The 25598-nt window shown below is 59.1% G+C and carries 20 protein-coding genes; 17 read left to right on the top strand and 3 right to left on the bottom strand.

Annotation, left to right across the window (positions count from 1 at the left end; genetic code table 11):
• The first annotated feature begins 234 nt into the window (after window positions 1-234).
• Window positions 235-1878, top strand: coding sequence for a Na+/H+ antiporter (locus tag HF257_RS11180; protein WP_185707406.1), 1644 nt, complete (start codon window positions 235-237; stop codon window positions 1876-1878).
• A gap of 12 nt (window positions 1879-1890) precedes the next feature.
• Here HF257_RS11180 and dapC read toward each other — a convergent pair whose 3' ends face one another.
• The 3 genes from dapC to map form a co-directional block, all read right to left on the bottom strand.
• On the bottom strand, window positions 1891-3090 hold the full coding sequence (gene dapC / locus HF257_RS11185; RefSeq protein WP_185707404.1) for a succinyldiaminopimelate transaminase: 1200 nt from the start codon (window positions 3088-3090) through the stop codon (window positions 1891-1893).
• Between the two features lie 177 nt (window positions 3091-3267).
• Entirely contained in the window at window positions 3268-5970 is a 2703-nt protein-coding gene (locus HF257_RS11190; RefSeq protein ID WP_185707402.1) for a [protein-PII] uridylyltransferase, read from the bottom strand.
• Between the two features lie 74 nt (window positions 5971-6044).
• Complete coding sequence (gene map, locus HF257_RS11195; protein ID WP_185707400.1) at window positions 6045-6833, bottom strand: type I methionyl aminopeptidase; 789 nt, start codon at window positions 6831-6833, stop codon at window positions 6045-6047.
• A gap of 387 nt (window positions 6834-7220) precedes the next feature.
• Here map and rpsB point away from each other — a divergent pair, with 387 nt between their 5' ends.
• The 16 genes from rpsB (at window position 7221) to dnaE (ending at window position 25473) form a co-directional block, all read left to right on the top strand.
• The gene (rpsB, locus tag HF257_RS11200; protein ID WP_003189158.1) at window positions 7221-7958 is read left to right on the top strand and encodes a 30S ribosomal protein S2; all 738 of its coding nucleotides are present in this window, start codon (window positions 7221-7223) and stop codon (window positions 7956-7958) included.
• A gap of 204 nt (window positions 7959-8162) precedes the next feature.
• A complete protein-coding gene (gene tsf, locus HF257_RS11205; protein ID WP_099583358.1) occupies window positions 8163-9026 on the top strand; it encodes a translation elongation factor Ts in 864 nt (287 codons plus the stop codon).
• A 211-nt stretch (window positions 9027-9237) separates the two neighbouring features.
• Window positions 9238-9981 carry a UMP kinase gene (gene pyrH, locus HF257_RS11210; RefSeq protein ID WP_003172271.1) on the top strand — a complete coding sequence of 248 codons (744 nt, stop codon included), beginning with the start codon at window positions 9238-9240 and terminating at the stop codon, window positions 9979-9981.
• The gene (gene frr / locus HF257_RS11215) at window positions 9978-10535 is read left to right on the top strand and encodes a ribosome recycling factor (RefSeq protein ID WP_012722596.1); all 558 of its coding nucleotides are present in this window, start codon (window positions 9978-9980) and stop codon (window positions 10533-10535) included. Before pyrH ends, frr begins: the two co-directional genes overlap by 4 nt.
• 17 nt (window positions 10536-10552) lie before the next feature.
• Window positions 10553-11308 (top strand): polyprenyl diphosphate synthase, encoded by a 756-nt coding sequence (uppS, locus tag HF257_RS11220; protein ID WP_185707398.1) that lies wholly within the window; start codon window positions 10553-10555, stop codon window positions 11306-11308.
• Entirely contained in the window at window positions 11309-12118 is an 810-nt protein-coding gene (locus HF257_RS11225) for a phosphatidate cytidylyltransferase (protein ID WP_185707396.1), read from the top strand.
• Window positions 12115-13305 (top strand): 1-deoxy-D-xylulose-5-phosphate reductoisomerase, encoded by a 1191-nt coding sequence (ispC, locus tag HF257_RS11230; RefSeq protein ID WP_185707394.1) that lies wholly within the window; start codon window positions 12115-12117, stop codon window positions 13303-13305. Before HF257_RS11225 ends, ispC begins: the two co-directional genes overlap by 4 nt.
• A gap of 54 nt (window positions 13306-13359) precedes the next feature.
• Window positions 13360-14712: a sigma E protease regulator RseP gene (gene rseP, locus HF257_RS11235; RefSeq protein ID WP_185707392.1), complete on the top strand. Its 1353-nt coding sequence runs from the start codon at window positions 13360-13362 to the stop codon at window positions 14710-14712.
• A gap of 74 nt (window positions 14713-14786) precedes the next feature.
• Complete coding sequence (gene bamA / locus HF257_RS11240; RefSeq protein ID WP_185707390.1) at window positions 14787-17174, top strand: outer membrane protein assembly factor BamA; 2388 nt, start codon at window positions 14787-14789, stop codon at window positions 17172-17174.
• Between the two features lie 45 nt (window positions 17175-17219).
• Window positions 17220-17723, top strand: coding sequence for an OmpH family outer membrane protein (locus HF257_RS11245; protein ID WP_105696264.1), 504 nt, complete (start codon window positions 17220-17222; stop codon window positions 17721-17723).
• Between the two features lie 3 nt (window positions 17724-17726).
• A complete protein-coding gene (gene lpxD, locus HF257_RS11250) occupies window positions 17727-18782 on the top strand; it encodes a UDP-3-O-(3-hydroxymyristoyl)glucosamine N-acyltransferase (protein WP_185707388.1) in 1056 nt (351 codons plus the stop codon).
• A gap of 111 nt (window positions 18783-18893) precedes the next feature.
• The gene (gene fabZ / locus HF257_RS11255) at window positions 18894-19334 is read left to right on the top strand and encodes a 3-hydroxyacyl-ACP dehydratase FabZ (RefSeq protein ID WP_003172281.1); all 441 of its coding nucleotides are present in this window, start codon (window positions 18894-18896) and stop codon (window positions 19332-19334) included.
• The gene (lpxA, locus tag HF257_RS11260; protein WP_185707386.1) at window positions 19331-20107 is read left to right on the top strand and encodes an acyl-ACP--UDP-N-acetylglucosamine O-acyltransferase; all 777 of its coding nucleotides are present in this window, start codon (window positions 19331-19333) and stop codon (window positions 20105-20107) included. The genes fabZ and lpxA overlap by 4 nt, the downstream gene beginning before the upstream one ends.
• A gap of 2 nt (window positions 20108-20109) precedes the next feature.
• The gene (lpxB, locus tag HF257_RS11265; RefSeq protein ID WP_185707384.1) at window positions 20110-21249 is read left to right on the top strand and encodes a lipid-A-disaccharide synthase; all 1140 of its coding nucleotides are present in this window, start codon (window positions 20110-20112) and stop codon (window positions 21247-21249) included.
• Complete coding sequence (rnhB, locus tag HF257_RS11270) at window positions 21246-21878, top strand: ribonuclease HII (RefSeq protein WP_185707382.1); 633 nt, start codon at window positions 21246-21248, stop codon at window positions 21876-21878. Before lpxB ends, rnhB begins: the two co-directional genes overlap by 4 nt.
• A gap of 73 nt (window positions 21879-21951) precedes the next feature.
• The gene (gene dnaE, locus HF257_RS11275) at window positions 21952-25473 is read left to right on the top strand and encodes a DNA polymerase III subunit alpha (protein ID WP_185707380.1); all 3522 of its coding nucleotides are present in this window, start codon (window positions 21952-21954) and stop codon (window positions 25471-25473) included.
• The last annotated feature ends 125 nt before the right edge of the window (window positions 25474-25598 follow it).

The following is a 25598-nucleotide window of genomic DNA, read 5'->3' on the forward strand; positions in this document are numbered from 1 at the left end:
GTTTTGCTTGAAACGGTCAAGGAATTGCCCCCCTTTGGACCAATGGAAACGAAAGGTCACGGATTATGCCACGACCGGCGGCCTGTGGTGCCGGTCGTCATGCCGGCGTGCGACTTATGTGCAAATGCCAGGCGCCAGCCAGGCCAGTAATATAGCCGGGGAATATGGCACTTCAACGGCCAGTCGTTGCCTCAAGTGTGTCTTCGCAAGTCGATTGTCCGGGAACCCCGCGTTATGCAAACCGCCTACACCGTTCTTATCCTGCTGATGCTGGTCAGCGTTTCGCGTCTGGTCGGGCGTATCATTCCTTTGCCGTTGCCCTTGGTGCAGATTGCTGCGGGCGCGTTGCTGGCATGGCCCACGCTGGGGCTGCATGTGGCGCTGGACCCGGAGTTGTTCCTGTTTCTGTTCCTGCCGCCGCTATTGTTTTCGGACGGTTGGCGCATGCCCAAGCGTGAGTTTTGGCGGCTGCGCGGGCCGATCCTGACGCTGGCGGTGGGGCTCGTGCTGTTTACCGTAGTCGGTGCCGGCTACTTCATACATTGGATTTTGCCTACGATCCCGCTGCCAGTGGCTTTCGCCCTGGCAGCAGTTTTATCGCCGACGGACGCCGTGGCGGTGTCGGCCATTTCTCAGAACCGCCTGCCTACGCCGTTGATGCACATGCTGCAGGGCGAGGCCTTGATGAATGATGCGTCGGGCCTGGTGACCTTCAAGTTCGCCCTGGCGGCGGCGTTGACCGGGGTGTTCTCCCTGGCGGATGCCAGTCTGACGTTTGTGCTAGTGGCGGTGGGTGGCTTGGCCGTTGGCGTGGCGCTGAGCTGGCTGGTCGGCCGCCTGCGCGCATGGATGATCGCTCGTGGTTGGGATGATCCGGCGACTCACGTGGTGTTTATGTTGTTGCTGCCGTTTGCCGCATATGTGCTGGCTGAGCGCCTGGGTGCATCGGGCATCTTGTCGGCAGTCGCGGCGGGCATGATGCAAAGCTGGCTCGACCTGTTGCCACGCCAGACCAGTACACGGTTGCTCAACCGCAGTGTGTGGTCGTTGCTGGAGTTTGCCTTCAACGGCCTGATCTTCTTGCTGTTGGGCCTGCAACTGCCGGACATCATCAAAGCTGTGGTCAGCCATGAGCCCACGTTATGGCCAGCGTTGTTCTATCGCTGCCTCGACGTGATCGGGATTTTCCTGGTGCTGGTAGTACTGCGGTTTGTCTGGGTTCAGAGCATCTGGCGGCTGTCGGGGTTGTTGCGCAGGGTGCGTGGGAAAAGCGAACTGACGCTGGTGCCCACCGCCCGGTCTTGCTGGCTGCTGACTGTCGGTGGCGTGCGCGGTGCGGTGACCCTCGCCGGTGTGATGTCGGTGCCGTTGCTGCTGGCGCCGGGCCAGGACTTTCCTGAGCGCGATTTGCTGATCTTCATTGCGGCCGGGGTGATCCTGCTGTCACTGATTGCGGCGTGTATTGCGTTGCCACTGCTATTGCGCGGTATCGAGAAGAGTCCGGATGAAAAGCGCCATAACGAGGTACGCGAGGCTTGGAAGAAGACCGCCGTTGCCGCGATCCACGCCCTGGAAGCCGAAGAGCCCGCTGACTCCGAAACTCAGGACGCTGCCCAGGCGGCGCTCGCGACTGAGCTCAAGGCTCGCCTGATGTCTGAATACCGCCACCAGTTGGAAGTGTTCAACGACTCGGCCGAAGCCCAGGCGCTGGCGCAGCAGATGGACCTGCTTGAGCGCAAGTTAAGGCTCAAGGCCCTGCGGGCACAGCGTTTGGAATTGTATAGCTTGAGCCGTCATCACCAGATCGGTGATGACGTTTTGAGGGAGGTGTTGGCTGATTTGGATATGAGTGAGGCGAATCTGGGGCCGGTGAAATGACCCAGGTAACACTTAGCGGTGACGCTGGATAAAATCCCGGATCCGCTCCGCCGCTTCGACACACTCCGCCAACGGCGCAACCAGGGCCATGCGCACACGCCCGGCGCCGGGGTTAAAGCCATCTACTTCCCGCGACAGGTAAGAGCCCGGCACCACGGTCACGTGTTCCTCCACAAACAAGTCCCGGCAGAACGCCGCATCATCGCCATTCACATTCGGCCACAGGTAAAACCCACCGTCAGGGCTTTGCACATCCAGCACCGGCTTGAGGATGGTCAGCACGGCGTCGAATTTTTCCCGGTACAGGTCACGGTTGGCCTGTACGTGGGCTTCGTCCTGCCAGGCCGCGATGCTGGCCAGCTGGGTTTGTACCGGCATGGCGCAGCCGTGATAGGTACGGTACAGCAGGAAGGCCTTGAGAATATCCGCATCGCCCGCGACGAAACCGGAACGCAGGCCCGGCAGGTTGGAGCGCTTGGACAGGCTATGGAACACCACGCAACGCTTGAAGTCCTGGCGCCCCAGTTCGACGCAGGCGCTCAGCAGGCCAGGTGGCGGGGTTTGTTCGTCGAAGTACAGCTCGCTGTAGCACTCGTCGGCGGCGATCACGAAGTCGTATTCGTGGGCCAGGGCGATGAGCTTTTTCAGGGTGTCGACCGGGATCAACGCGCCGGTCGGGTTACCCGGGGAGCACAGGAACAGGATCTGGCAGCGTTTCCAGATATCCGGCGTCACGGCATCGAAGTCCGGGTTGAAGCCGTTGCTGTCCAGGCACGGCAGGTAATGCGGCTTGGCCCCGGCCAGGAACGCGGCGCCTTCGTAGATCTGGTAGAACGGGTTCGGGCTCACCACCAGCGCATCGTCACCGCGATTGACGACGGTTTGGGTGAAGGCGAACAGCGCTTCACGGGTGCCGTTGACCGGCAGGATATTGCGCGCCGGGTCGAGCCAGCCCGTGGGCACGTTGAAGCGACGTTCGCACCAGGCGCCGATGGCCTCGCGCAGGGCCGGGATGCCCAGGGTGGTCGGGTAAACCGCCATCTGGTCGAGGTTGTCGGCCAGGGCCTTGGCGACGAACTCCGGGGATTTGTGCTTCGGTTCGCCGATGGACAGCGCGATCGGGCGCTTGTCCGGGTTTGGCGTAACGCTGCCCAGCAGGGCGCGCAGTTTCTCGAACGGGTAGGGCTGGAGCTGGTTCAGGGCGTTGTTCATGTAAGCCTCGTTCAAAATCAGTTGAAAGCATGCGGTCTGCTGGGTAAAGAAAGTCCAGTGTGGGAGCGGGCTTGCTCGCGAAAGCGGTGGATCAGTCAGCTCATGTGTAGCCGACAGACTGCATTCGCGAGCAAGCCCGCTCCCACACAAGCCTGCTCCCACAGTGAAATTGGGTGTTCAAATGGTCAGCCGGGTGAGCTCGACCCCAGGCTCTTGAGTCACGCTCAACTGCTGCACGATGGCTTCCTGCAAGCGCCGGCACAGCTCGGGGTCGGACAGCGGCTGGTTGTCGGCGTCGGTGATGAAGAACACGTCTTCCACACGCTCGCCGAGGGTCGCAATCTTGGCGTTCTGCAACGACAGGTCGAATTCCAGGAAGATCCCGCCGATACGCGCCAGTAGGCCAGGGCGATCCGGCGCGCTGAGTTCCAGCACCGTCACCGGGCGCTGGGCGTCATTGGAGATGGTCACCTGTGGCGCAAATGCAAAGTGCTTGAGCTGGCGCGGTACCCGGCGCTGGATGATGGTCGGATAGTCGTCAGGGTTGCGCAGGGCCTCGGTAAGGCCTTCGCGAATCTTTTTCACACGTGCGGGGTTATCGCCAATCGACTCGCCTTCGGTGTCGAGCACGATATAGGTGTCGAGGGTGAACTGGCTGCTGGAGGTGATCACGCGTGCGTCATGAATGTTCAGGTTGAGTTGGTCCATGGCCGCCACGGTCACAGCGAAGAAGTCGTGCTGGTCCGGCGCATAGATGAAGATCTGCGTGCCGCCTTCGAATTCGCGCTGGGTGGTTTCCTTGATCAACACCAGCGGGCCGCCATCGGCCGGTTGCTGCAGGATCGCGTCGCTGTGCCAGGCGACATCGCCAGCCGTGTGGCGCAGGAAGTAATCGTCACCCAGTTGCGACCACAACTGCTCGACGTCGTCCGGGTCGTTGCCGCCGCGTACCAGAATGTCCAGGGCCGCGCTTTGGGTGCGGCGGATCTGTTCTTCGCGGTCTACCGGGTTTTCCAGGCCACGGCGCAGGGCGCGCTTGGTCTCGGTGTACAGCTGGCGCAGCAGGCTGGCGCGCCACGAGTTCCACAGCGTCGGGTTGGTGGCGTTGATATCGGAAACGGTGAGCACGTACAGGTAGTCGAGGCGGGTCTCGTCGCCGACGATCCCGGCGAAGTCGTGGATTACCTGCGGGTCGGACAAGTCTTTGCGCTGGGCGGTGGTCGACATCACCAGGTGGTTCTGCACCAGCCAGACGATCAGGCGGCTGTCCCACACGGGCAACTGATGGCGCTGGCAGAACGCTTCGGCGTCAACGGCACCGACTTCCGAGTGATCGCCATGCCGGCCCTTGCCGATGTCGTGGTACAGCCCGGCCAGGTAGATCAGTTCGGGCTTGGGCAGCTTGGCCATGAGTTTGCTGGCCAGTGGGAATTTCTCTGACACCTGGGTGTACTGCAACTTACGCAGGTGCTTGATCAGGTTCAGGGTGTGGGCGTCCACGGTATAGATGTGGAACAGGTCGTGCTGCATCTGCCCGACGATAAAGCCGAACTCTGGCAGGTAGCGCCCAAGGATGCCGTAACGGTTCATGCGCCGCAGGTTGCGATGGATGCCGATCTTGCATTTGAACAGCTCGATGAACAGGCTGGTGTTGCGGATATCGTTGCGGAAGTCGTCGTCGATCAGGTGACGGTTTTCGCGTAGCAGGCGGATGGTGTCGGCACGCACGCCTTTGATTTCCGGCTGCTGGGCCATCAGCACGAAGATCTCCAGCATCGCGAACGGCGTTCGGCGGAACACGTTGTCGTTGCGCGCCTCGATATAACCGTCGTGCAACTGGAAGCGCGCATTGATCGGCTGCGGTGGCGCTTCGTCTTCGGGGGCCAGGATCACCTCTTCGAAGTGCTGGATGATCAGGTCGCTGAGCTGGGCAATGCTCATGACGACCCGGTAATACTGCTGCATGAAACTTTCGATGCTGGTCTTCGCGTCTTCACCCTCAAACCCAAGCAGGGTGGCGATGGAGCGCTGGTGGTCGAACAGCAGGCGGTCCTCGGAGCGGCCGGCCAGCATGTGCAGGGCGTAGCGGACCTTCCACAAGAATTCCTGGGACGAGGCGAGCAGGGCGTTTTCGCTCTCAACCAGGAACCCCTCGCCCGCCAGGGCGCGCAGGTTCAGAGTGCCGTACTGGCGGCGGGCTACCCACAGGATCGTCTGGATATCCCGCAACCCGCCAGGCGAGCCTTTGACGTTGGGTTCCAGGTTGTATTCGGTGTCGTTGTATTTGTGGTGCCGGGCTTTCTGCTCGGCACGCTTGGCCAGGAAGAAATCCTTGCTCGGCCACATGTGCGCGGTGCTGGTGACTTCGAGCATGCGCTGGCGCAAACGCTCGGGGCCGGCGATGGTGCGGCTTTCCATCAAGTTGGTGATGACGGTGAGGTCGGCGCGGGCTTCTTCGGCGCATTCGTCCACTGAGCGAACGCTCTGGCCGACTTCCAGGCCGATGTCCCACAGCAACGTGAGAAAACGCTCGATGGAATCGCGAAAGATCTCGTGATCGGCGCTGTCCAGCAGGATCAGCAGGTCGATGTCGGAGTAGGGGTGCAACTCACCACGACCGTAGCCGCCAACCGCCACCAGGGCGATATCGGCGTCTTCGCTCCAGCTGAACTGCTCCCAGGCCTTTTGCAGGATGTTATCGACGAACCAGGCGCGGTCCTCGATCAGCCGGCGGATGTCGCGGCCACTGCGAAAGCGCTCGTCGAGTACCTCGCGGGCCTGGCGGATCGCCTTCTTGAAAGCGGCGATAGGGCTCGCCTTCAGGGCCAGCTCGGCCTGGAACTGGCCACGGTCGAAGAGTTCGGGATCCACCTGGGGCATCGATCGGCTTTCCTTTCTATCTATTCAGTCAGTCACTACACAATGTGGGAAAACCTGAAGCAACCTGCTTACACCTAAACGGCACCCGAAACGCGTGGGATCGTGTCGTCGGCGCGCAGGGTAAAGATCTCGTAGCCGGTCTCGGTCACCAGCAGGGTGTGTTCCCACTGGGCGGAGAGCTTGCGGTCCTTGGTGATGGCGGTCCAACCGTCGCCCAGCACTTTGGTGTCGGCCTTGCCCTGGTTGATCATCGGCTCGATGGTGAAGGTCATGCCGGCTTTCAGTTCCATGCCGGTGCCGGCACGGCCGTAGTGCAGGATTTGTGGTTCCTCGTGGAACACGGTGCCGATGCCATGGCCGCAGAATTCGCGCACGACCGAGAAGCCGTTCTTTTCGGCGTGCTTCTGGATAACTTCACCGATGTCGCCCAGGCGGCAGCCAGGTTTTACGATCTCGATGGCCTTGTACATGCATTCCTGGGTCACCTGGGACAGGCGCTCTGCCCAGACCGGCACGGTGCCGACGTGGAACATGCGGCTGGTATCGCCGAAATAACGGTCCTTGATCACGGTGACGTCGATGTTCAGAGTGTCGCCGTCCTTCAACGGTTTGTCGCCCGGAATACCGTGGCAAACCACGTGGTTGACCGAGGTGCAGATCGACTTGGGGAAACCCTTGTAGTTCAGTGGCGCAGGGATGGCACCTTGCACGTTGACTATATAGTCGTGGCAGATCTGGTTCAGGGTCTCGGTGGTGACGCCGGGCTTGACGTGTTCGGCAATCATTTCCAGCACGTCGGCAGCCAGTTTGCCGGCGATGCGCATGCCAGCAATGTCTTCGGCGGTTTTCAAACTAACGGTCATACAGGCTCTCTCTAGCGCGACGCGCTGAAATCAATACGGTTTACGGGCGCGCGACAAAAGGTTACAGAATTCGCACAAGCCACAGAAAACGCGATTCTAACAGACGATGGCGTCAAATCATGAGCCTCTGATGATCGCTTCTCTCTATAAGGTAGGGGGTTGTTGGCTCTATTCAAGGGCTTGCGTGAAAGCGGTCGACGGCAAATGTGATTGCGGGTTTCGTTTTTGTCGATGCTGTGGTATAAAATGCGCCGCTTTCCGGGGATACCCCGCAGAGCTTAAATCCACACACGTGTCGACACGATGACCTGGGTGCCGGAGGCCTTGATGCCGCTGGTTGGTCATTGGGATACGTGGAGGCCAAACCCGACTTATTAAGGAACTATCATGTCCCAAGTCAACATGCGCGATATGCTGAAGGCCGGTGTGCACTTCGGTCACCAGACCCGTTACTGGAACCCGAAAATGGGTAAATACATTTTCGGCGCGCGTAACAAGATTCACATTATCAACCTTGAAAAAACCCTGCCAATGTTCAACGAAGCTCTGACTTTCGTAGAGCGTCTGGCCCAGGGCAAAAACAAGATCCTGTTCGTCGGCACCAAGCGTTCCGCTGGCAAGATCGTTGCTGAAGAAGCAGCACGTTGCGGCTCGCCGTACGTCGATCACCGCTGGTTGGGCGGCATGCTGACCAACTTCAAAACCATCCGTGCTTCCATCAAGCGTCTGCGTGACCTTGAAGTGCAAGCCGAAGACGGTACTTTCGCCAAGCTGACCAAGAAAGAAGCGCTGATGCGCTCCCGTGACCTGGAAAAGCTCGATCGTTCCCTGGGTGGTATCAAGGACATGGGCGGTCTGCCTGACGCACTGTTCGTTATCGACGTTGATCACGAGCGCATCGCGATCACCGAAGCCAACAAGCTGGGCATCCCTGTTATCGGCGTAGTCGATACCAACAGCAGCCCGGAAGGCGTTGACTACATCATCCCAGGCAACGATGACGCAATCCGCGCTATCCAGCTGTACATGGGTTCGATGGCTGACGCTGTAATCCGTGGTCGCAACCACGTTGCTGGTGGTACCGAGCAGTTCGTTGAAGAAGCTCCGGTAGCTGCCGCTGAGTAATTGACGCCCTGGCGTTGACTCAGTAAGCAAAAAGGGGGCTTGGCCCCCTTTTTGCCACCTCGAAAACCATTTGTCGGCGCCCACTTGTGGCAGCGCAACCTAGCGACTGTAACGTGCAGCAGCCTACAAGGGTGATTCGGGAAGAATTGATCCCCCGTTCGATCGGGTGGAATGGTTGAAAACCTATCCAAGAGGAATTTGAAAATGGCAGCAATTACTGCAGCGTTGGTTAAAGAACTGCGTGAGCGTACCGGCGAAGGCATGATGGATTGCAAGAAAGCCCTGGAAAAGGCTGACGGCGACATCGAAAAAGCCATTGATGACATGCGTGCTTCCGGCGCCATCAAGGCTGCCAAGAAAGCAGGCAACGTAGCTGCTGAAGGCGCGATCGCTCTGAAAGAAGACGGCAAATCTGCTGTTCTGCTGGAAGTGAACTCGCAGACCGACTTCCTGGCCCTGCAAGACGACTTCAAGGCTTTCGTTGCTGCCAGCGTTGAAAAAGCGTTCGCCGACAAGCTGACTGACGTCGCTCCGCTGATCGAAGCTCAAGAAGCTGCTCGCCTGGTACTGGTCGGCAAGGTTGGCGAAAACGTCAACATCCGTCGCCTGGTTCGTGTTGAAGGTGATGTTGTTGGTGGCTACCTGCACGGCAACAAGATCGGTGTTGCAGTTGTCCTGAAAGGCGGTAACGTCGAGCTGGCCAAAGACATCGCCATGCACGTAGCGGCAAGCAACCCTGAGTTCCTGCTGCCTTCGGAAGTTTCTGCCGAAGCGATCGAGCGTGAAAAAGCTGTGTTCCTGCAGCTGAACGAAGAGAAAATCAAAGGCAAGCCAGAAAACATTGTTGAGAACATGGTCAAAGGCCGTATCAGCAAGTTCCTGGCCGAAGCAAGCCTGGTTGAGCAGGCGTTCGTCAAGAACCCTGAAATCAAGGTTGGCGAACTGGCTAAGAAAGCCGGTGCTGAAATCGTTTCCTTCACTTACTTCAAAGTAGGCGAAGGCATCGAGAAGCCGGTCGACAACTTCGCTGAAGAAGTTGCTGCCCAGCTGGCTGCCGCCAAGCAATAAGACAGTTTTCAACTGTCGCCCGAAAGAGGCTGCCCGCTCACGCGCGCAGCCTCTTTTCAAATGGGCAGGCCGATTTTATTTGGCTTACCCTCGGAACTGGCTTACAAAGCCGTGTTCCGATGGCGCTGTGATAGCGTCCAGCTAGAGTGAACGCAAGCCGTAAACGGCTCGCCAAGAATTTTTAAAAAATACGCCGCAGGAGAGATTCGCAATGGCTCAGCAGGGCAGTGGTTATCAGGCTCGCTATAAACGCATTCTACTCAAGCTCAGCGGCGAGGCCCTGATGGGCTCGGAAGAGTTCGGGATCGATCCCAAGGTGCTCGACCGTATGGCGCTGGAAGTCGGCCAGCTGGTTGGTATCGGCGTACAGGTCGGCCTGGTGATTGGCGGCGGCAACCTGTTCCGTGGTGCAGCGCTGAGTGCTGCCGGCATGGATCGGGTTACCGGCGACCACATGGGCATGCTGGCCACTGTGATGAATGCCTTGGCCATGCGCGACGCCCTGGAGCGTGCCAATATCTCGGCTATCGTGATGTCGGCTATTTCCATGGTTGGCGTGACCGATCACTATGATCGCCGCAAAGCCATGCGCCACCTGAACGCCAAAGAGGTGGTGATCTTCGCTGCTGGTACCGGCAACCCGTTCTTCACTACCGATTCGGCTGCGTGCCTGCGCGCTATCGAGATCGATGCTGACGTCGTGTTGAAGGCCACCAAGGTCGACGGCGTGTACACCGCAGACCCATTCAAAGACCCGCATGCCGAGAAGTTCGATCATCTGACCTACGATGAAGTACTGGATCGCAAGCTGGGCGTGATGGACCTGACGGCTATTTGCCTGTGCCGCGACCACAAGATGCCGCTGCGCGTATTTAACATGAACAAGCCCGGCGCCCTGCTGAATATCGTACACGGCGGCGCGGAAGGGACTCTGATCGAGGAAGGCCAACAATGATCAACGAAATCAAGAAAGACGCCCAAGCGCGTATGCAGAAATCCCTGGAGTCTCTGAGCCACGCATTCGGCCAGATTCGTACCGGCAAGGCGCACCCGAGCATCCTGGGCAGCGTGATGGTGCCTTACTACGGCTCCGATACGCCGATCAGCAGCGTCGCCAACATTACCGTTAAAGACTCGCGCACCCTGCAAGTCGTAGCGTTTGAGCGCAACATGCTCGGTGCTGTCGACAAGGCAATCCAGAGCGCCGGCCTGAACCTCAACCCGACCAACCTGGGTGAGTTGCTGCTGATCTCCATGCCTGCGCTGACTGAAGAAACCCGTAAGGGCTTCACCAAGCAAGCGCGTAGCGCAGCCGAAGACGCCCGTGTTGCCGTGCGCAACATTCGTCGCGATGCCTTGGGTGACCTGAAAAAACTGGTCAAGGACAAGGAAATCAGCGAAGACGAAGAGCGTCGTGCCACCGCCGATATCGACAAGCTGACCAAAGATGCCGAGGCCCAGATCACCAAGGCCACGGAAGAAAAAGAAAAGGACCTGATGGCCGTATAAGGGGTCAGGACGCCTTCATGGAAAAGACCAAGCAGACTGTACCCTCCGTGGTGCCGCGCCATGTCGCGATCATCATGGATGGGAATAATCGCTGGGCGAAGAAACGCTTTATGCCGGGTGTTGCCGGGCATAAAGCGGGTGTCGATGCGGTGCGGGCGGTGATTGAGGTGTGCGCCGAGGCCAAGGTTGAAGTGTTGACCTTGTTCGCCTTCTCCAGTGAGAACTGGCAGCGGCCTGCCGAAGAAGTCAGTGCCTTGATGGACCTGTTCTTCAAGGCGCTGCGCCGTGAGGCCAAGCGCCTTAATGAGAACAACATCAGCCTGCGTATCATCGGTGATCGCTCGCGCTTCCATCCGGAATTGCAGGCGGCCATGCGCGAGGCTGAGGCCATTACCGCGGGGACCAATCGCTTTGTGCTGCAGATCGCAGCCAATTACGGCGGCCAGTGGGATATCGCCCAGGCTGCGCAGCGGCTGGCTCGCGAGGTGCAGGCCGGTCATCTGCGTCCGGACGACATCACCCCCGAACTGTTGCAGACGTGCCTGGTGACCGGCGACCTGCCGTTGCCGGACCTGTGCATCCGTACCGGTGGCGAGCACCGTATCAGCAACTTCCTCCTGTGGCAGCTTGCCTACACCGAGCTGTACTTCTCCGACCTGTTCTGGCCGGACTTCAAACACGATGCCATGCGCAATGCGCTGGCCGATTTCGCTTCCCGTCAGCGTCGCTTCGGTAAAACGAGCGAGCAGATCGAAGCTGGAGCCCGGGTTTAAATGCTTAAACAACGAATCATCACTGCACTGATCCTGTTGCCAATCGCCCTGTGTGGGTTTTTCCTGCTCGATGGTTCCGGCTTTGCGCTGTTTATTGGCCTGGTCGTTACGTTGGGGGCTTGGGAGTGGGCGCGTCTGGCGGGCTTTAACGAGCAATTGCCGCGTGTAGCGTATGCCGCAGTGGTCGCCCTGTTGCTGTTTCTGATGCATACCCTGTCGAGCATTGTCGTGCCGTGGGTGTTGGGCGCGGCGGTGTTGTGGTGGGCGTTGGCGACCTTCCTGGTGCTGACCTTTCCGCGCACCAGCGGCCACTGGTCCAGCGTTGCCAGCAAGTTGGTGATTGGCTTGTTGATCCTGCTGCCTGCCTGGCAAGGGCTGGTGGAGATCAAGAATTCGCCGATGGGCAACTGGCTGATCATGGCGGTGATGGTGTTGGTGTGGGGTGCTGATATCGGTGCCTACTTCTCTGGCCGGGCTTTCGGCAAGCGCAAGCTGGCACCGGCGGTCAGCCCGGGCAAGAGTTGGGAGGGCGTCTACGGCGGCCTGGCATTGACGCTGCTGATCACGTTGGTGGTCGGTGTCGTGCGCGATTGGTCGGTGAAGGAAATCTTCCTGGCCTTGCTGGGTACTGCCATCGTTGTATTTATCTCGGTGGTCGGTGATCTTACCGAAAGCATGTTCAAGCGCCAGGCCGGGATCAAGGACAGTAGCAACCTGCTGCCGGGGCACGGTGGGGTGCTTGACCGTATCGACAGCCTGACGGCTGCCATCCCGGTCTTCGCCGTGCTGTTGTGGATGACTGCTTCGTGAGCCGCTTGCAACAGGTAACCGTGCTGGGTGCAACCGGTTCGGTAGGGTTGAGCACCCTGGATGTGATCGCTCGCCACCCGGATCGCTACCAGGTTTTTGCCTTGACCGGGTTCACCCGCCTGAGCGAGCTGCTGGCGCTGTGTGTGCGCTACGCGCCGCGTTTTGCCGTAGTGCCTGAAGTGACCGCGGCGCGTGGCTTGCAGGATGACTTGCGGGCTGCCGGGCTCTCGACTCAGGTGCTGGTGGGGGAGGAGGGCTTGTGCCAGGTCTCGGCTGATGCGGAAGTGGACACCGTGGTCGCCGCGATTGTTGGCGCTGCGGGGCTGCGCCCGACGCTGGCAGCCGTAGATGCTGGCAAGAAGATCCTGCTGGCCAATAAAGAAGCCCTGGTCATGTCCGGTGCGCTGTTCATGCAGGCTGTGCGCAAGAGCGGTGCTGTGCTGCTGCCCCTCGACAGTGAGCACAACGCAATCTTCCAATGCATGCCCGGCGACTACTCGCGTGGCCTGAGCCAGGTGGGTGTGCGCCGCATCCTGCTGACGGCCTCCGGTGGTCCGTTCCGGCAAACGCCGCTGGCTGAGCTGGAGCACGTCTCGCCCGACCAGGCATGCGCGCACCCGAATTGGTCCATGGGGCGAAAGATCTCCGTAGACTCGGCGAGCATGATGAACAAAGGCCTGGAGTTGATTGAGGCCTGCTGGCTTTTCGATGCGCGGCCCGATCAGGTCGAGGTGGTGATCCACCCACAAAGTGTGATTCATTCCCTGGTCGACTATGTAGATGGTTCGGTGTTGGCGCAGTTGGGCAATCCTGATATGCGCACGCCCATCGCCAACGCCCTGGCTTGGCCTGAGCGCATCGATTCCGGTGTGGCGCCATTGGACTTGTTCGCTATTGCCCGCCTGGACTTCGAAGCGCCGGATGAGCAGCGCTTTCCTTGCCTGCGCCTGGCGCGACAAGTGGCGCAAGCGGGTAACAGCGCGCCTGCGGTGCTCAATGCGGCCAATGAAGTGGCTGTGGCGGCGTTTCTCGACGGACGCATCCGCTTTCCGCAGATCGCGAGTATCATCGAGGACGTTCTACAGCTTGAACCCGTTGTGGCGGTGGATGATCTTGCGGCGGTGTTCGAGGCCGACAGCAAGGCTCGGGTCCTGGCCGAACAGTGGTTGAACCGCAACGCGCGTTAAACTGTTGGCGCGTTTGAGCCTGGCAGGCACTGGATTGGAATGCGGAGAAATTAGATGAGTGCGCTTTACATGATTGTCGGCACCCTGGTTGCTCTGGGTGTGCTGGTTACCTTCCACGAATTCGGTCACTTTTGGGTGGCGCGTCGTTGCGGCGTCAAGGTATTGCGCTTTTCAGTCGGTTTCGGCATGCCGTTGTTGCGCTGGCACGACCGCCGTGGCACTGAATTCGTGATCGCGGCCATCCCGCTGGGCGGCTACGTCAAGATGCTCGATGAGCGCGAAGGCGAAGTGCCGGCTGACCAGTTGGACCAATCCTTTAATCGCAAGACCGTTCGTCAGCGTATCGCTATCGTTGCTGCCGGCCCAATCGCCAACTTTTTGTTGGCGATTGTGTTTTTCTGGGTCCTTGCGATGCTGGGGAGCCAGCAGGTGCGTCCGGTCATCGGCGCGGTCGAGGCTGACAGCATGGCGGCCAAGGCCGGCCTGGTTGCGGGGCAGGAGATTGTTTCCATTGATGGCGAGCCTACCACCGGATGGGGCGCGGTCAATTTGCAGTTGGTTCGTCGTTTGGGCGAGAGCGGTACCGTCAATGTAGTGGTGCGTGAACAGGATTCCAGTGCCGAGCTCTCGCGTGAGCTGGCGTTGGACCACTGGCTCAAAGGTGCTGATGAGCCCGATCCGATCAAGTCCCTGGGGATCCGTCCGTGGCGTCCTGCGCTGCCGCCGGTGCTCGCCGAGCTGGATCCGAAAGGACCGGCCCAGGCCGCGGGTCTGAAAACCGGCGACCGTTTGCTCGCATTGGATGGTCAGCCGCTGGGCGACTGGCAGCAAGTGGTCGACTTGGTGCGTGTACGTCCTGATACCAAGATTGTGCTGAAAATTGAGCGCGAGGGTGCTCAAATCGACGTCCCTGTGACCCTGGCGGTACGTGGAGAGGCCAAGGCAGCCGGGGGTTACCTGGGTGCGGGGGTCAAAGGTGTCGATTGGCCGCCGTCGATGGTTCGCGAGGTGAGTTACGGGCCGTTGGCAGCGATTGGCGAGGGTGCAAAACGTACCTGGACCATGAGTGTACTGACCCTCGAATCCCTCAAGAAAATGTTGTTCGGTGAGCTCTCGGTAAAAAACTTGAGTGGACCGATAACCATTGCTAAAGTGGCGGGCGCTTCTGCCCAGTCGGGTGTCGCGGATTTCCTGAATTTCCTGGCTTATCTGAGTATTAGCCTGGGCGTTCTGAATTTGCTGCCCATTCCTGTATTGGATGGGGGGCATCTGTTGTTTTATCTGGTCGAGTGGGCGCGTGGTCGTCCCTTGTCGGATCGGGTGCAGGGTTGGGGGATACAGATCGGTATCAGTTTGGTGGTCGGGGTGATGTTGTTAGCCTTGGTCAACGATCTGGGAAGACTGTAACGCTTCGCTGAATTGCGAATCTGCCGCATTTTGCGGCAGTTTGTTTATTGCCAGTTGGAATAAGAAAGGACTTCATGAAACGTCTGCTGCTAACTGCGGTTCTCACCGTATTGATGATCGCCGAAGTTCACGCCGAGTCCTTCACCATCTCCGATATTCGCGTCAACGGCCTCCAGCGGGTTTCCGCGGGTAGCGTCTTTGGTGCATTACCGTTGAACGTCGGTGAACAGGCTGATGACCGTCGCCTGGTGGAATCCACTCGTGCGCTGTTCAAAACCGGTTTCTTTCAAGACATCCAACTGGGTCGCGAAGGTAACGTCCTGGTCATCACCGTCGTCGAGCGACCTTCCGTCGCGAGTATCGAGATCGAAGGCAACAAGGCGATCTCTACTGAAGACTTGATGAAAGGTCTGAAGCAATCCGGCCTGGCCGAGGGCGAGATCTTCCAGCGCGCCACCCTTGAGGGTGTGCGTAACGAGCTGCAACGCCAGTACGTCGCCCAAGGTCGCTATTCCGCGACCGTGGAAACGGAAGTGGTTCCGCAACCTCGTAACCGTGTTGGCCTGAAGGTCAACATCAACGAAGGCACCGTGGCGGCGATCCAGCACATCAACGTGGTGGGTAACACCAAGTTCGCTGATGACGACCTGATCGACCTGTTCGAACTCAAGACCACCAACTGGTTGTCGTTCTTCAAGAACGATGACAAGTACGCCCGCGAAAAACTGTCCGGTGACCTGGAGCGTCTGCGTTCCTACTACCTGGACCGTGGCTATATCAACATGGATATCGCTTCGACCCAGGTGTCCATCACCCCGGACAAGAAGCACGTCTACATCACCGTCAACGTCAACGAAGGCGAGAAGTACAAGGTTCGTGACGTCAAGCTGAGCGGCGACCTGAAAGTACCTGAAGACCAGGTCAAGGCCCTGCTGCTGGTGCAGAAAGACCAGGTGTTCTCGCGCAAGCTGATGACCACCACCTCCGAACTGATCACCCGTCGCCTGGGTAACGAAGGCTATACCTTCGCCAACGTCAACGGTGTACCGACCCCGCATGATGATGACCACACTGTGGACATCACCTTCGTCGTCGATCCAGGCAAGCGTGCCTACGTGAACCGTATCAATTTCCGTGGCAACACCAAGTCTGCGGACGAAGTGCTGCGTCGTGAAATGCGTCAGATGGAAGGTGGCTGGGCGTCGACTTACCTGATCGACCAGTCCAAGACCCGTCTTGAGCGCCTGGGCTTCTTCAAGGAAGTCAACGTCGAAACACCAGCCGTACCCGGTGTGGATGACCAGGTTGACGTGAACTACGCCGTGGAAGAGCAAGCGTCGGGTTCCATCACCGCCAGCGTCGGCTTCGCACAGAGTGCCGGTCTGATCCTCGGTGGTTCGATTACCCAGAACAACTTCCTGGGTACCGGTAACAAGGTGTCCATCGGCCTGACCCGAAGCGAATACCAGAGCCGCTATAACTTCGGTTATGTCGACCCCTACTGGACTGCTGACGGTGTGAGCCTGGGCTACAACGCCTTCTACCGCACCACCGACTACAAAGACCTCGACGTTGACGTTGCAAGCTATGCGATCGACAGCCTGGGTGCTGGCGTGAACATCGGCTACCCGATCAGTGAGACCTCGCGTCTGACCTTCGGCCTGACCGCGCAACAGGATGAGATCAAGACCGGTGTGTACACCGTGGACGAAATCTTCAACTTCGTGCGTACTGAAGGCGACAAGTTCCTGAACTTCAAGGCGTCGGCCGGCTGGTCCGAGTCGACCCTGAACAAAGGTGTACTGGCAACCCGTGGTCACTCCCAGAGCTTGACCCTTGAAGCCACCACGCCGGGCAGCGACCTGTCGTTCTTCAAGCTTGACTACCGCGGCCAGCTGTTCCAGCCGTTGAGCGACAACTACACCATGCGCCTGCACACTGAGCTGGGCTATGGCGATGGTTATGGTTCCACCAATGGTCTACCGTTCTACGAGAACTACTATGCGGGTGGCTTCAACTCCGTACGTGGTTTCAAAGACAGCACCTTGGGCCCGCGTGGTACTCCAAGCCGTGGTGTTGGTGTAACCGGTAACCAGGGCACCGTGGCTGACTCGGACAATGACCCGCTGCCGTTCGGTGGCAACGTACTGATCCAGGGTGGTGCGGAGATTCTGTTCCCGCTGCCATTCGTCAAGGACCAGCGCTCGCTGCGTACGTCGGTATTCTGGGACGTGGGTAACGTGTTCGACTCCAAGTGCGAGCAGATCAGAAACCCGAGTGGCGTGAAGTCTGAAACCCAGTGCAACGACGTGAGCCTGAGCAACCTGGCAAGCTCCGTGGGCGTGGGTGTGACATGGGTGACTGCGCTTGGCCCATTGAGCTTTGCTCTGGCCATGCCGATCAAGAAGCCTGATAACGCTGAAACCCAGATTTTCCAATTCTCCCTCGGCCAGACGTTCTAAGCGTCTGACCCAAGATAACGACAACGGATTCTGTAGGAGTGCATCGTGCGTAAGTTGACTCAATTGGTACTGCTGGCCACCGTGTTGGTAGCAAGCCCGGCCTTCGCCGAAATGAAAATCGCCGTCCTGAACTATCAGATGGCTCTGTTGGAATCCGATGCGGCCAAGAAGTACGCCGTGGATGCCGAGAAAAAATTCGGTCCTCAACTGACCAAGCTGAAAACTCTGGAAAGCAGCGCCAAGGGGATCCAGGATCGCCTGGTTGCCGGCGGTGACAAGATGCAGCAAGGCGAGCGCGAGCGCCTGGAGCTTGAATTCAAGCAAAAGGCCCGTGACTACCAGTTCCAGTCCAAGGAGCTGAACGAAGCCAAGGCTGTTGCTGACCGCGAAATGCTGAAACAGCTGAAGCCAAAACTCGACAGCGCTGTGGAAGAAGTCATCAAGAAAGGTGCCTTTGACCTGGTGTTCGAGCGTGGCGCTGTGATCGACGTCAAGCCTCAATACGACATCACCCGCCAGGTGATCGAGCGCATGAACCAGCTGAAGTAAGCCATGACCGCGACTATCAAACTCGGCGAGTTGGCCGAGTTCCTGGGAGCCACTTTGCGTGGCTCCCCGGAGAAAGAAATCACTGGGCTAGCCACTTTGCAGGAGGCTGGCCCAGCTCAGTTGAGCTTCCTCGCAAACCCCCAATACCGTAAATACCTCGTCGACAGTCAAGCCGCCGCCGTGTTGCTGAAAGCTGCTGATGCCGAAGGGTTTACCGGGGATGCGCTGGTGGTGGCCGATCCGTACCTGGCGTATGCGCAGGTGTCGCACCTGTTCGATCCAAAACCCAAGGCAGCCGTCGGTATTCATCCGTCGGCGGTGATCGCCGATGATGCCCAGGTCGACCCTGCGGCTAGCATTGGCGCCTTTGCGGTGATCGAAAGTGGCGCGCGTGTCGCGGCTGGCGTGACGGTTGGCGCCCATTGTTTTATCGGCGCGCGCTGCGAAATCGGCGCTGGCGGCTGGTTGGCACCCCGCGTGACCCTGTACCACGACGTGCGTATTGGTGAGCGTGTAGTGATTCAATCCGGCGCGGTCATCGGCGGTGAAGGTTTTGGCTTTGCCAATTCCAAGGGTATCTGGAACAAGATTGCCCAGGTCGGCGGCGTATTGATCGGCGACGACGTGGAAATTGGCGTGAACACCGCGGTCGATCGTGGGGCCCTGGCCGATACCGTGATCGGTAATGGCGTGAAGCTCGACAACCAGATCCAGATTGCCCACAACGTGCAGATTGGCGATCACACCGCCATGGCCGCCTGTGTGGGCATCTCCGGCAGCACCAAGATCGGCAAGCATTGCATGCTCGCCGGTGGCGTTGGGCTGGTGGGGCATATCGACATTTGCGACAACGTCTTCATCACCGGCATGACCATGGTGACCCACTCGATTACCGAGCCAGGGGCCTATTCGTCCGGTACCGCCATGCAGCCTGCGGCTGAGTGGCGCAAGAGTGCAGCACGTTTGAGGCAGCTCGACGACATGGCTCGACGTCTCAAACAGCTGGAAAAGCGTGTTGGGGACGTGACCCCTGGCGGTAATGCTTCATCAGAAGGCTGATACCATTTCCATATCAAGTGTGCACAGCCGCTAGACTGCCTCCTTGATTTGCTAGCGGGGCGTGCGTTTAGTTCGCCCGCCCCCAATCTTTATTACAGGCTTCCCCCCGAAATGATGGACATCAACGAGATTCGCGAATACCTGCCTCACCGTTACCCGTTCCTGCTGGTGGACCGTGTAGTGGACCTCAATGTTGAGGAAAAGCGCATTCGTGCCTACAAGAATGTCAGCATCAACGAACCGTTCTTCAACGGTCACTTTCCCGCGCATCCAATCATGCCGGGCGTGTTGATCATCGAAGCGATGGCCCAGGCTGCCGGTATCCTTGGTTTCAAAATGCTCGACCTCAAGCCTGCCGACGGCACGCTTTACTATTTCGTGGGCTCCGACAAGTTGCGTTTCCGCAACCCGGTCACCCCGGGTGACCAGCTGATCCTGGAAGCCAAGTTCATCAGCTGCAAACGCCAGATCTGGAAGTTTGAGTGCCAGGCTTCGGTTGACGGCAAGCCGGTGTGCTCTGCCGAGATCATCTGTGCGGAACGCAAACTATGAGTTTGATTGACCCTCGCGCAATCATCGATCCGTCGGCCGTTCTGGCCGCCGACGTTGAGGTCGGCCCTTGGTCGATCATCGGCGCAGGTGTTGAAATCGGCGAGGGGACTGTCATCGGGCCGCATGTGATCCTCAAAGGTCCGACCCGCATTGGCAAACATAATCGTATCTACCAGTTTTCCTCGGTAGGCGAAGACACCCCGGACATGAAGTACAAGGGTGAAGAAACACGCCTGGTAATCGGTGATCACAATATCATTCGAGAAGGCGTGACCATTCACCGTGGGACTGTGCAAGACCGTGCAGAAACCACCCTGGGTGACCACAACCTGGTGATGGCCTATGCCCACATCGGCCATGACAGCGTAATTGGCAACCACTGCATCCTGGTCAACAACACTGCGCTGGCTGGCCATGTGCACGTTGATGACTGGGCGATCCTGTCCGGTTTCACCCTGGTGCATCAGTATTGCCATATCGGCGCCCACAGCTTTTCCGGCATGGGTACCGCCATCGGCAAGGATGTTCCCGCGTATGTCACCGTGTTCGGCAACCCGGCCGAAGCCCGCAGCATGAACTTCGAGGGCATGCGCCGTCGTGGTTTCAGCGAAGAGGCGATCCATGCCCTGCGTCGTGCCTACAAGGTGGTTTACCGCCAGGGGCTGACGGTAGAGCAGGCGTTGACCCAACTGGCCGAGCCGGCAGCGTTGTTCCCGGAAGTCGCGGTGTTCCGTGACTCTATCCAGGCGTCGACTCGCGGCATCACCCGCTAATCATGGCCAATCTGCGTATCGCGCTGGTGGCCGGAGAAGCTTCCGGCGATATTCTGGGCGCAGGTCTCATGCGGGCCCTCAAGGCCCAGCATCCGGCGGTGGAGTTCATTGGCGTCGGTGGTCCGTTGATGCAGGCCGAAGGGCTCACGTCCTACTTCCCCATGGAGCGCTTGTCGGTCATGGGGTTGGTGGAAGTGCTGGGTCGCCTTCGTGAACTGCTGGCTCGCCGCAAGCTGCTGATCCAGACCCTGATCGAAGAAAAGCCTGACGTCTTCATCGGAATCGACGCGCCGGACTTCACCCTCAATATCGAACTCAAATTGCGTCAGGCCGGTATCAAGACCGTGCACTACGTCAGCCCGTCCGTATGGGCGTGGCGGCAGAAGCGCGTGTTGAAAATTCGCGAAGGCTGCGATTTGATGCTGACCTTGTTGCCGTTTGAGGCGAAGTTCTACGAAGAGAAGGGCGTGCCGGTGCGGTTTGTCGGGCATACCTTGGCCGATACGATCCCCCTGCAGGCTGAACGAGCAGCTGCCCGTGCCGAATTGGGCTTGGCTGAGGGGCCGCTGGTTGCGCTGATGCCAGGCAGCCGGGGCGGCGAAGTCGGTCGTCTGGGCGCGTTGTTTTTTGATGCAGCTGAACGCCTGATGGCCTTGAAGCCCGGCGTGCGCTTCGTACTGCCGTGTGCCAGCCCGCAACGTCGCGCGCAGATCGAAACGTTGCTGGAAGGCCGCAGCCTGCCGTTGACCCTGTTGGATGGCCAATCGCACCTGGCCCTGGCCGCCTGTGATGCGGTGCTGATTGCCTCGGGCACCGCGACCCTGGAGGCCTTGTTGTACAAGCGCCCGATGGTCGTGGCCTACCGCTTGGCACCGCTGACCTTCTGGATTCTCAAGCGCATGGTCAAGAGCCCCTACATCTCCTTGCCCAACCTGCTGGCCCAGCGACTGTTGGTGCCGGAATTATTGCAGGACGATGCAACGCCTGAAGCCCTGGCGCAAACCGTACTCCCCCTGATCGATGGTGGCGAAGAGCAGACCCGTGGTTTTGACGCTATCCATCGCATTTTGCGTCGGGATGCGTCCAACCAGGCGGCGGATGCCGTGTTGACCTTGATCGGCCAAAAGCAGGATTCCCTATGACGACGCAAATGGGCCTGGATTTCAGCCTGGTCGCACAAGCCCACGAACTGGTGGCCGGTGTTGATGAGGTAGGGCGCGGTCCGCTGTGCGGCGCTGTTGTCACAGCGGCGGTGATTCTCGACCCGAACCGCCCGATACTCGGCCTCAACGACTCGAAAAAACTCACCGAAGCTCGCCGCGAAAAGCTCTTCGACGAGATCTGCGAAAAAGCGCTGAGCTGGCACATCGCTCGTGCCGAAGTCGAGGAAATCGACGAGCTGAACATTCTTCACGCCACCATGCTCGCGATGCAGCGCGCGGTGGAGGGGCTGCACGTCACGCCAAAACTGGCGATGATCGACGGCAACCGTTGCCCGAAACTGACGATGCCGTCTGAAGCCGTGGTCAAGGGCGATAGCAAGGTGCCCGCCATCGCCGCCGCCTCGATCCTGGCCAAAGTCAGCCGTGATCGTGAAATGGCTGCGTTCGAATTGATCTACCCCGGCTACGGTATTGGTGGCCACAAGGGCTATCCGACGCCCGTTCATCTGGAAGCCTTGGCTCGCTTGGGTCCGACACCCATCCACCGCCGCTCGTTCGCCCCGGTTCGTCAGGCTTACGAAGCTCGGGAGAGCCTCAGCGAGGTATAGTCGCGAGGCTGATGTTTTACTCAAGGCCCGGTACAATCCGGGCCTTGTTGTTTTCCACGTATAAGAGATCACTATGCCGGCTTCATTCGTTCATCTACGCCTGCACACTGAATACTCCCTGGTCGACGGCCTGGTACGGATCAAACCGCTGGTCAAAACCCTGGTGGGCATGAACATGCCTGCGGTAGCGGTGACCGATCAGAACAACATGTGTTCCTTGGTCAAGTTCTACAAGAACGCCATGGGGGCCGGCATCAAGCCGATCTGTGGCGCCGACTTGTGGCTGTCCAACAAAGACCCCGACAGCCCCCTGAGCCGCATCAGCCTGTTGGCGATGAACGGCGTCGGCTATCGCAACCTGACCGAACTGATTTCCCGCGGCTTTATCGACGGCCAACGCAATGGCTCGATCATCATCGAGCGCGAATGGGTTGCCGAGGCGAGCGAAGGCCTGATCATGCTGTCGGCCGCCAAAGAAGGCGAGATCGGCATTGCGCTGCTGGGCGGTAACCCCCAGGAAGCGGAGGTGCTCGCCAGCGAGTGGATGCAGGTCTTCCCCGACCGTTTCTATCTGGAAGTCCAGCGCACCAATCGCCCCAATGATGAAGAGCACCTGCACGCCGCCGTCGCCCTGGCCGACAAGCTGGGCGCGCCGTTGGTGGCGACCAACGATGTGCGCTTCATCAAGAAAGAAGATTTCGAGGCGCACGAGACCCGCGTGTGCATCGGCGAAGGCCGGGCCCTGGATGATCCGCGTCGTTCGAAGAACTACAGCGAAGAGCAATACCTCAAAAGCGCCGATGAAATGGCCGAGTTGTTCAGCGACCTGCCCGAAGCCCTGGAAAACTCCGTCGAAATCGCCAAGCGCTGCAATATCGAAGTGAAGCTGGGCAAGCACTTCCTGCCCAACTTCCCGATTCCCGATGGCATGACCATCGACGAGTATTTCCGCAAGGTGTCGTTCGACGGCCTGGAAGAGCGCCTCACCGTTCTGCTGCCCAAGGACACCACTGAAGACTACGATGCCAAGCGCCAGGTGTACGTCGATCGGCTGAATTTCGAGCTGGATATCATCATCCAGATGGGGTTCCCCGGTTACTTCCTGATCGTAATGGACTTTATCCAGTGGGCCAAAAGCAACGGTGTGCCGGTGGGTCCTGGCCGGGGGTCGGGTGCAGGCTCACTCGTGGCTTACGTACAGAAGATTACCGACCTCGATCCGCTGGAATATGACCTGCTGTTCGAACGGTTCCTGAACCCGGAACGGGTTTCCATGCCCGACTTCGACGTCGACTTCTGCATGGATGGCCGCGACCGCGTGATCGAATACGTGGCCGAAAAATACGGCCGCAACGCGGTAAGCCAGATCATCACCTTCGGTTCCATGGCCGCGAAGGCGGTAATCCGCGACGTTGCCCGAGTGCAGGGCAAGTCCTACGGCCTGGCGGATCGCCTGTCGAAGATGATTCCGTTCGAAGTCGGCATGACCCTGGAAAAGGCCTACGAGCAGGAAGAAATCCTGCGCGACTTCATCAAGATCGATGAAGAAGCCGCCGAAATCTGGGACATGGCCCGCAAGCTTGAAGGTGTGGTGCGTAACGTCGGTAAACACGCCGGTGGTGTGGTTATCGCACCGACCAAGCTCACCGACTTCTCGCCAATCTATTGCGACGAAGCAGGCGATGGCCTGGTAACCCAGTTCGACAAGGACGACGTGGAGGCCGCCGGTCTGGTGAAGTTCGACTTCCTCGGCCTGCGGACCCTGACGATCATCGACTGGGCACTCAAGACCATCAACCGTGAACGTGCCAAGGTCGACGAAGAGCCGCTGGATATCGCGTTTATCCCGCTGGATGACAAGCCGACTTACCAGTTGCTGCAAAAAGCCGAAACCACGGCGGTGTTCCAGCTTGAGTCGCGCGGCATGAAGGAGCTGATCAAAAAGCTCAAGCCCGACTGCCTGGAAGACTTGATCGCACTGGTGGCCCTGTTTCGCCCGGGCCCGCTGCAATCGGGCATGGTGGATGACTTCATCAACCGTAAGCACGGCCGCGCCGAGTTGGCGTATCCGCACTCCGATTATCAATACGACGGCCTCAAGCCGGTGTTGGCGCCCACCTACGGCATCATCCTGTATCAAGAACAGGTGATGCAGATCGCCCAGGTGATGGCCGGTTACACCCTCGGCGGTGCGGACATGCTGCGTCGAGCCATGGGTAAGAAAAAACCCGAGGAGATGGCCAAGCAGCGGGGCGGTTTCATCGAAGGTTGCGCCACCAACAACATCGACGCGGACCTTGCCGGTAACATCTTCGACCTGGTGGAGAAATTCGCCGGTTATGGCTTCAACAAATCCCACTCCGCCGCCTACGGCCTGGTGTCGTACCAGACCGCCTGGCTGAAAGCCCACTACCCGGCGCCGTTCATGGCCGCGGTACTCTCGGCGGATATGCACAACACCGACAAGGTCGTGACCTTGATCGAGGAAGTGCGCACCATGAAGCTGCGCCTCGACGCGCCGGATGTGAACGCCTCGGAGTTCAAGTTCACGGTGAACGACGAAGGCCGCATCATCTATGGTCTGGGCGCGATCAAGGGGGTCGGCGAAAGCCCCGTGGAGGCTATTGTCGAAGCGCGTCAGGACGGGCCGTTCAAGGACCTGTTTGACTTCTGCGCGCGGGTTGACCTTAAGCGCATCAACAAGCGGACCCTCGATGGCCTGATTCGCAGCGGCGCACTCGACCGTCTCGGCCCGTATTTCCACGATGAGCCGAAAGCCTATCAGGCCAATATCGACCGTAACCGCGCGGTGTTGCTCACTGCCATGGAAGAAGCGATCAAGGCTGCCGAGCAGACCGCTCGCACCCACGACAGTGGCCACGCCGACTTGTTTGGCGGGTTATTCGTCGAAGAAGACTCGGACGTGTACGGCAACCATCGCAAGGCCAAGGAGCTCACGCTCAAGGAACGTCTCAAGGGTGAAAAAGACACCTTGGGGCTGTACCTCACCGGCCACCCGATCGACGAATATGAAGGCGAAATCCGCCGGTTTGCCCGTCAGCGCATCATTGACCTGAAACCGGCTCGCGACACCCAGACCGTGGCGGGCATGATCATCGCCCTGCGGGTGATGAAAAATAAGAAGGGTGACAAGATGGGCTTTGTCACGCTCGACGACCGTTCGGGGCGCATTGAAGCATCGTTGTTTGCCGACGCATTCCACTCGGCGCAGTCGTTGTTGCAGACCGACGCCATGGTGGTGGTGGAAGGGGAGGTCAGCAACGATGATTTCTCCGGCGGCCTGCGCTTGCGGATCAAGCGGGTGATGAGCATGGAAGATGCGCGCACCAACCTGGCGGAAAGCCTGCGCTTGAAGGTGAAAACCGAAGCGCTCAAGGGCGATCAGCTACGCTGGTTGGGCGACTTGCTCAAGCGCCACCGAGGCGCGTGCCCGGTGACCATGGAGTACACCGGCAGTGACGCCAAGGCCATGCTGCAGTTTGGTGAGACCTGGCGAATTGATCCCGCCGATGGCTTGATTCAAGCTTTGCGTGACCAGTTCGGGCGAGACAACGTCTTCCTCCAATACCGTTGATGCACTTGTAAAAAGCCGGGTGACAGCAAATCGCCTGATATCGACAAAACATTTAATCTCGACCTAAACGCGCCTCTCCCTTAAGGTAGGGCGCGAATAGACAACCGGCTGGCCAGGCACTCCTT

Source organism: Pseudomonas cremoris (assembly GCF_014230465.1).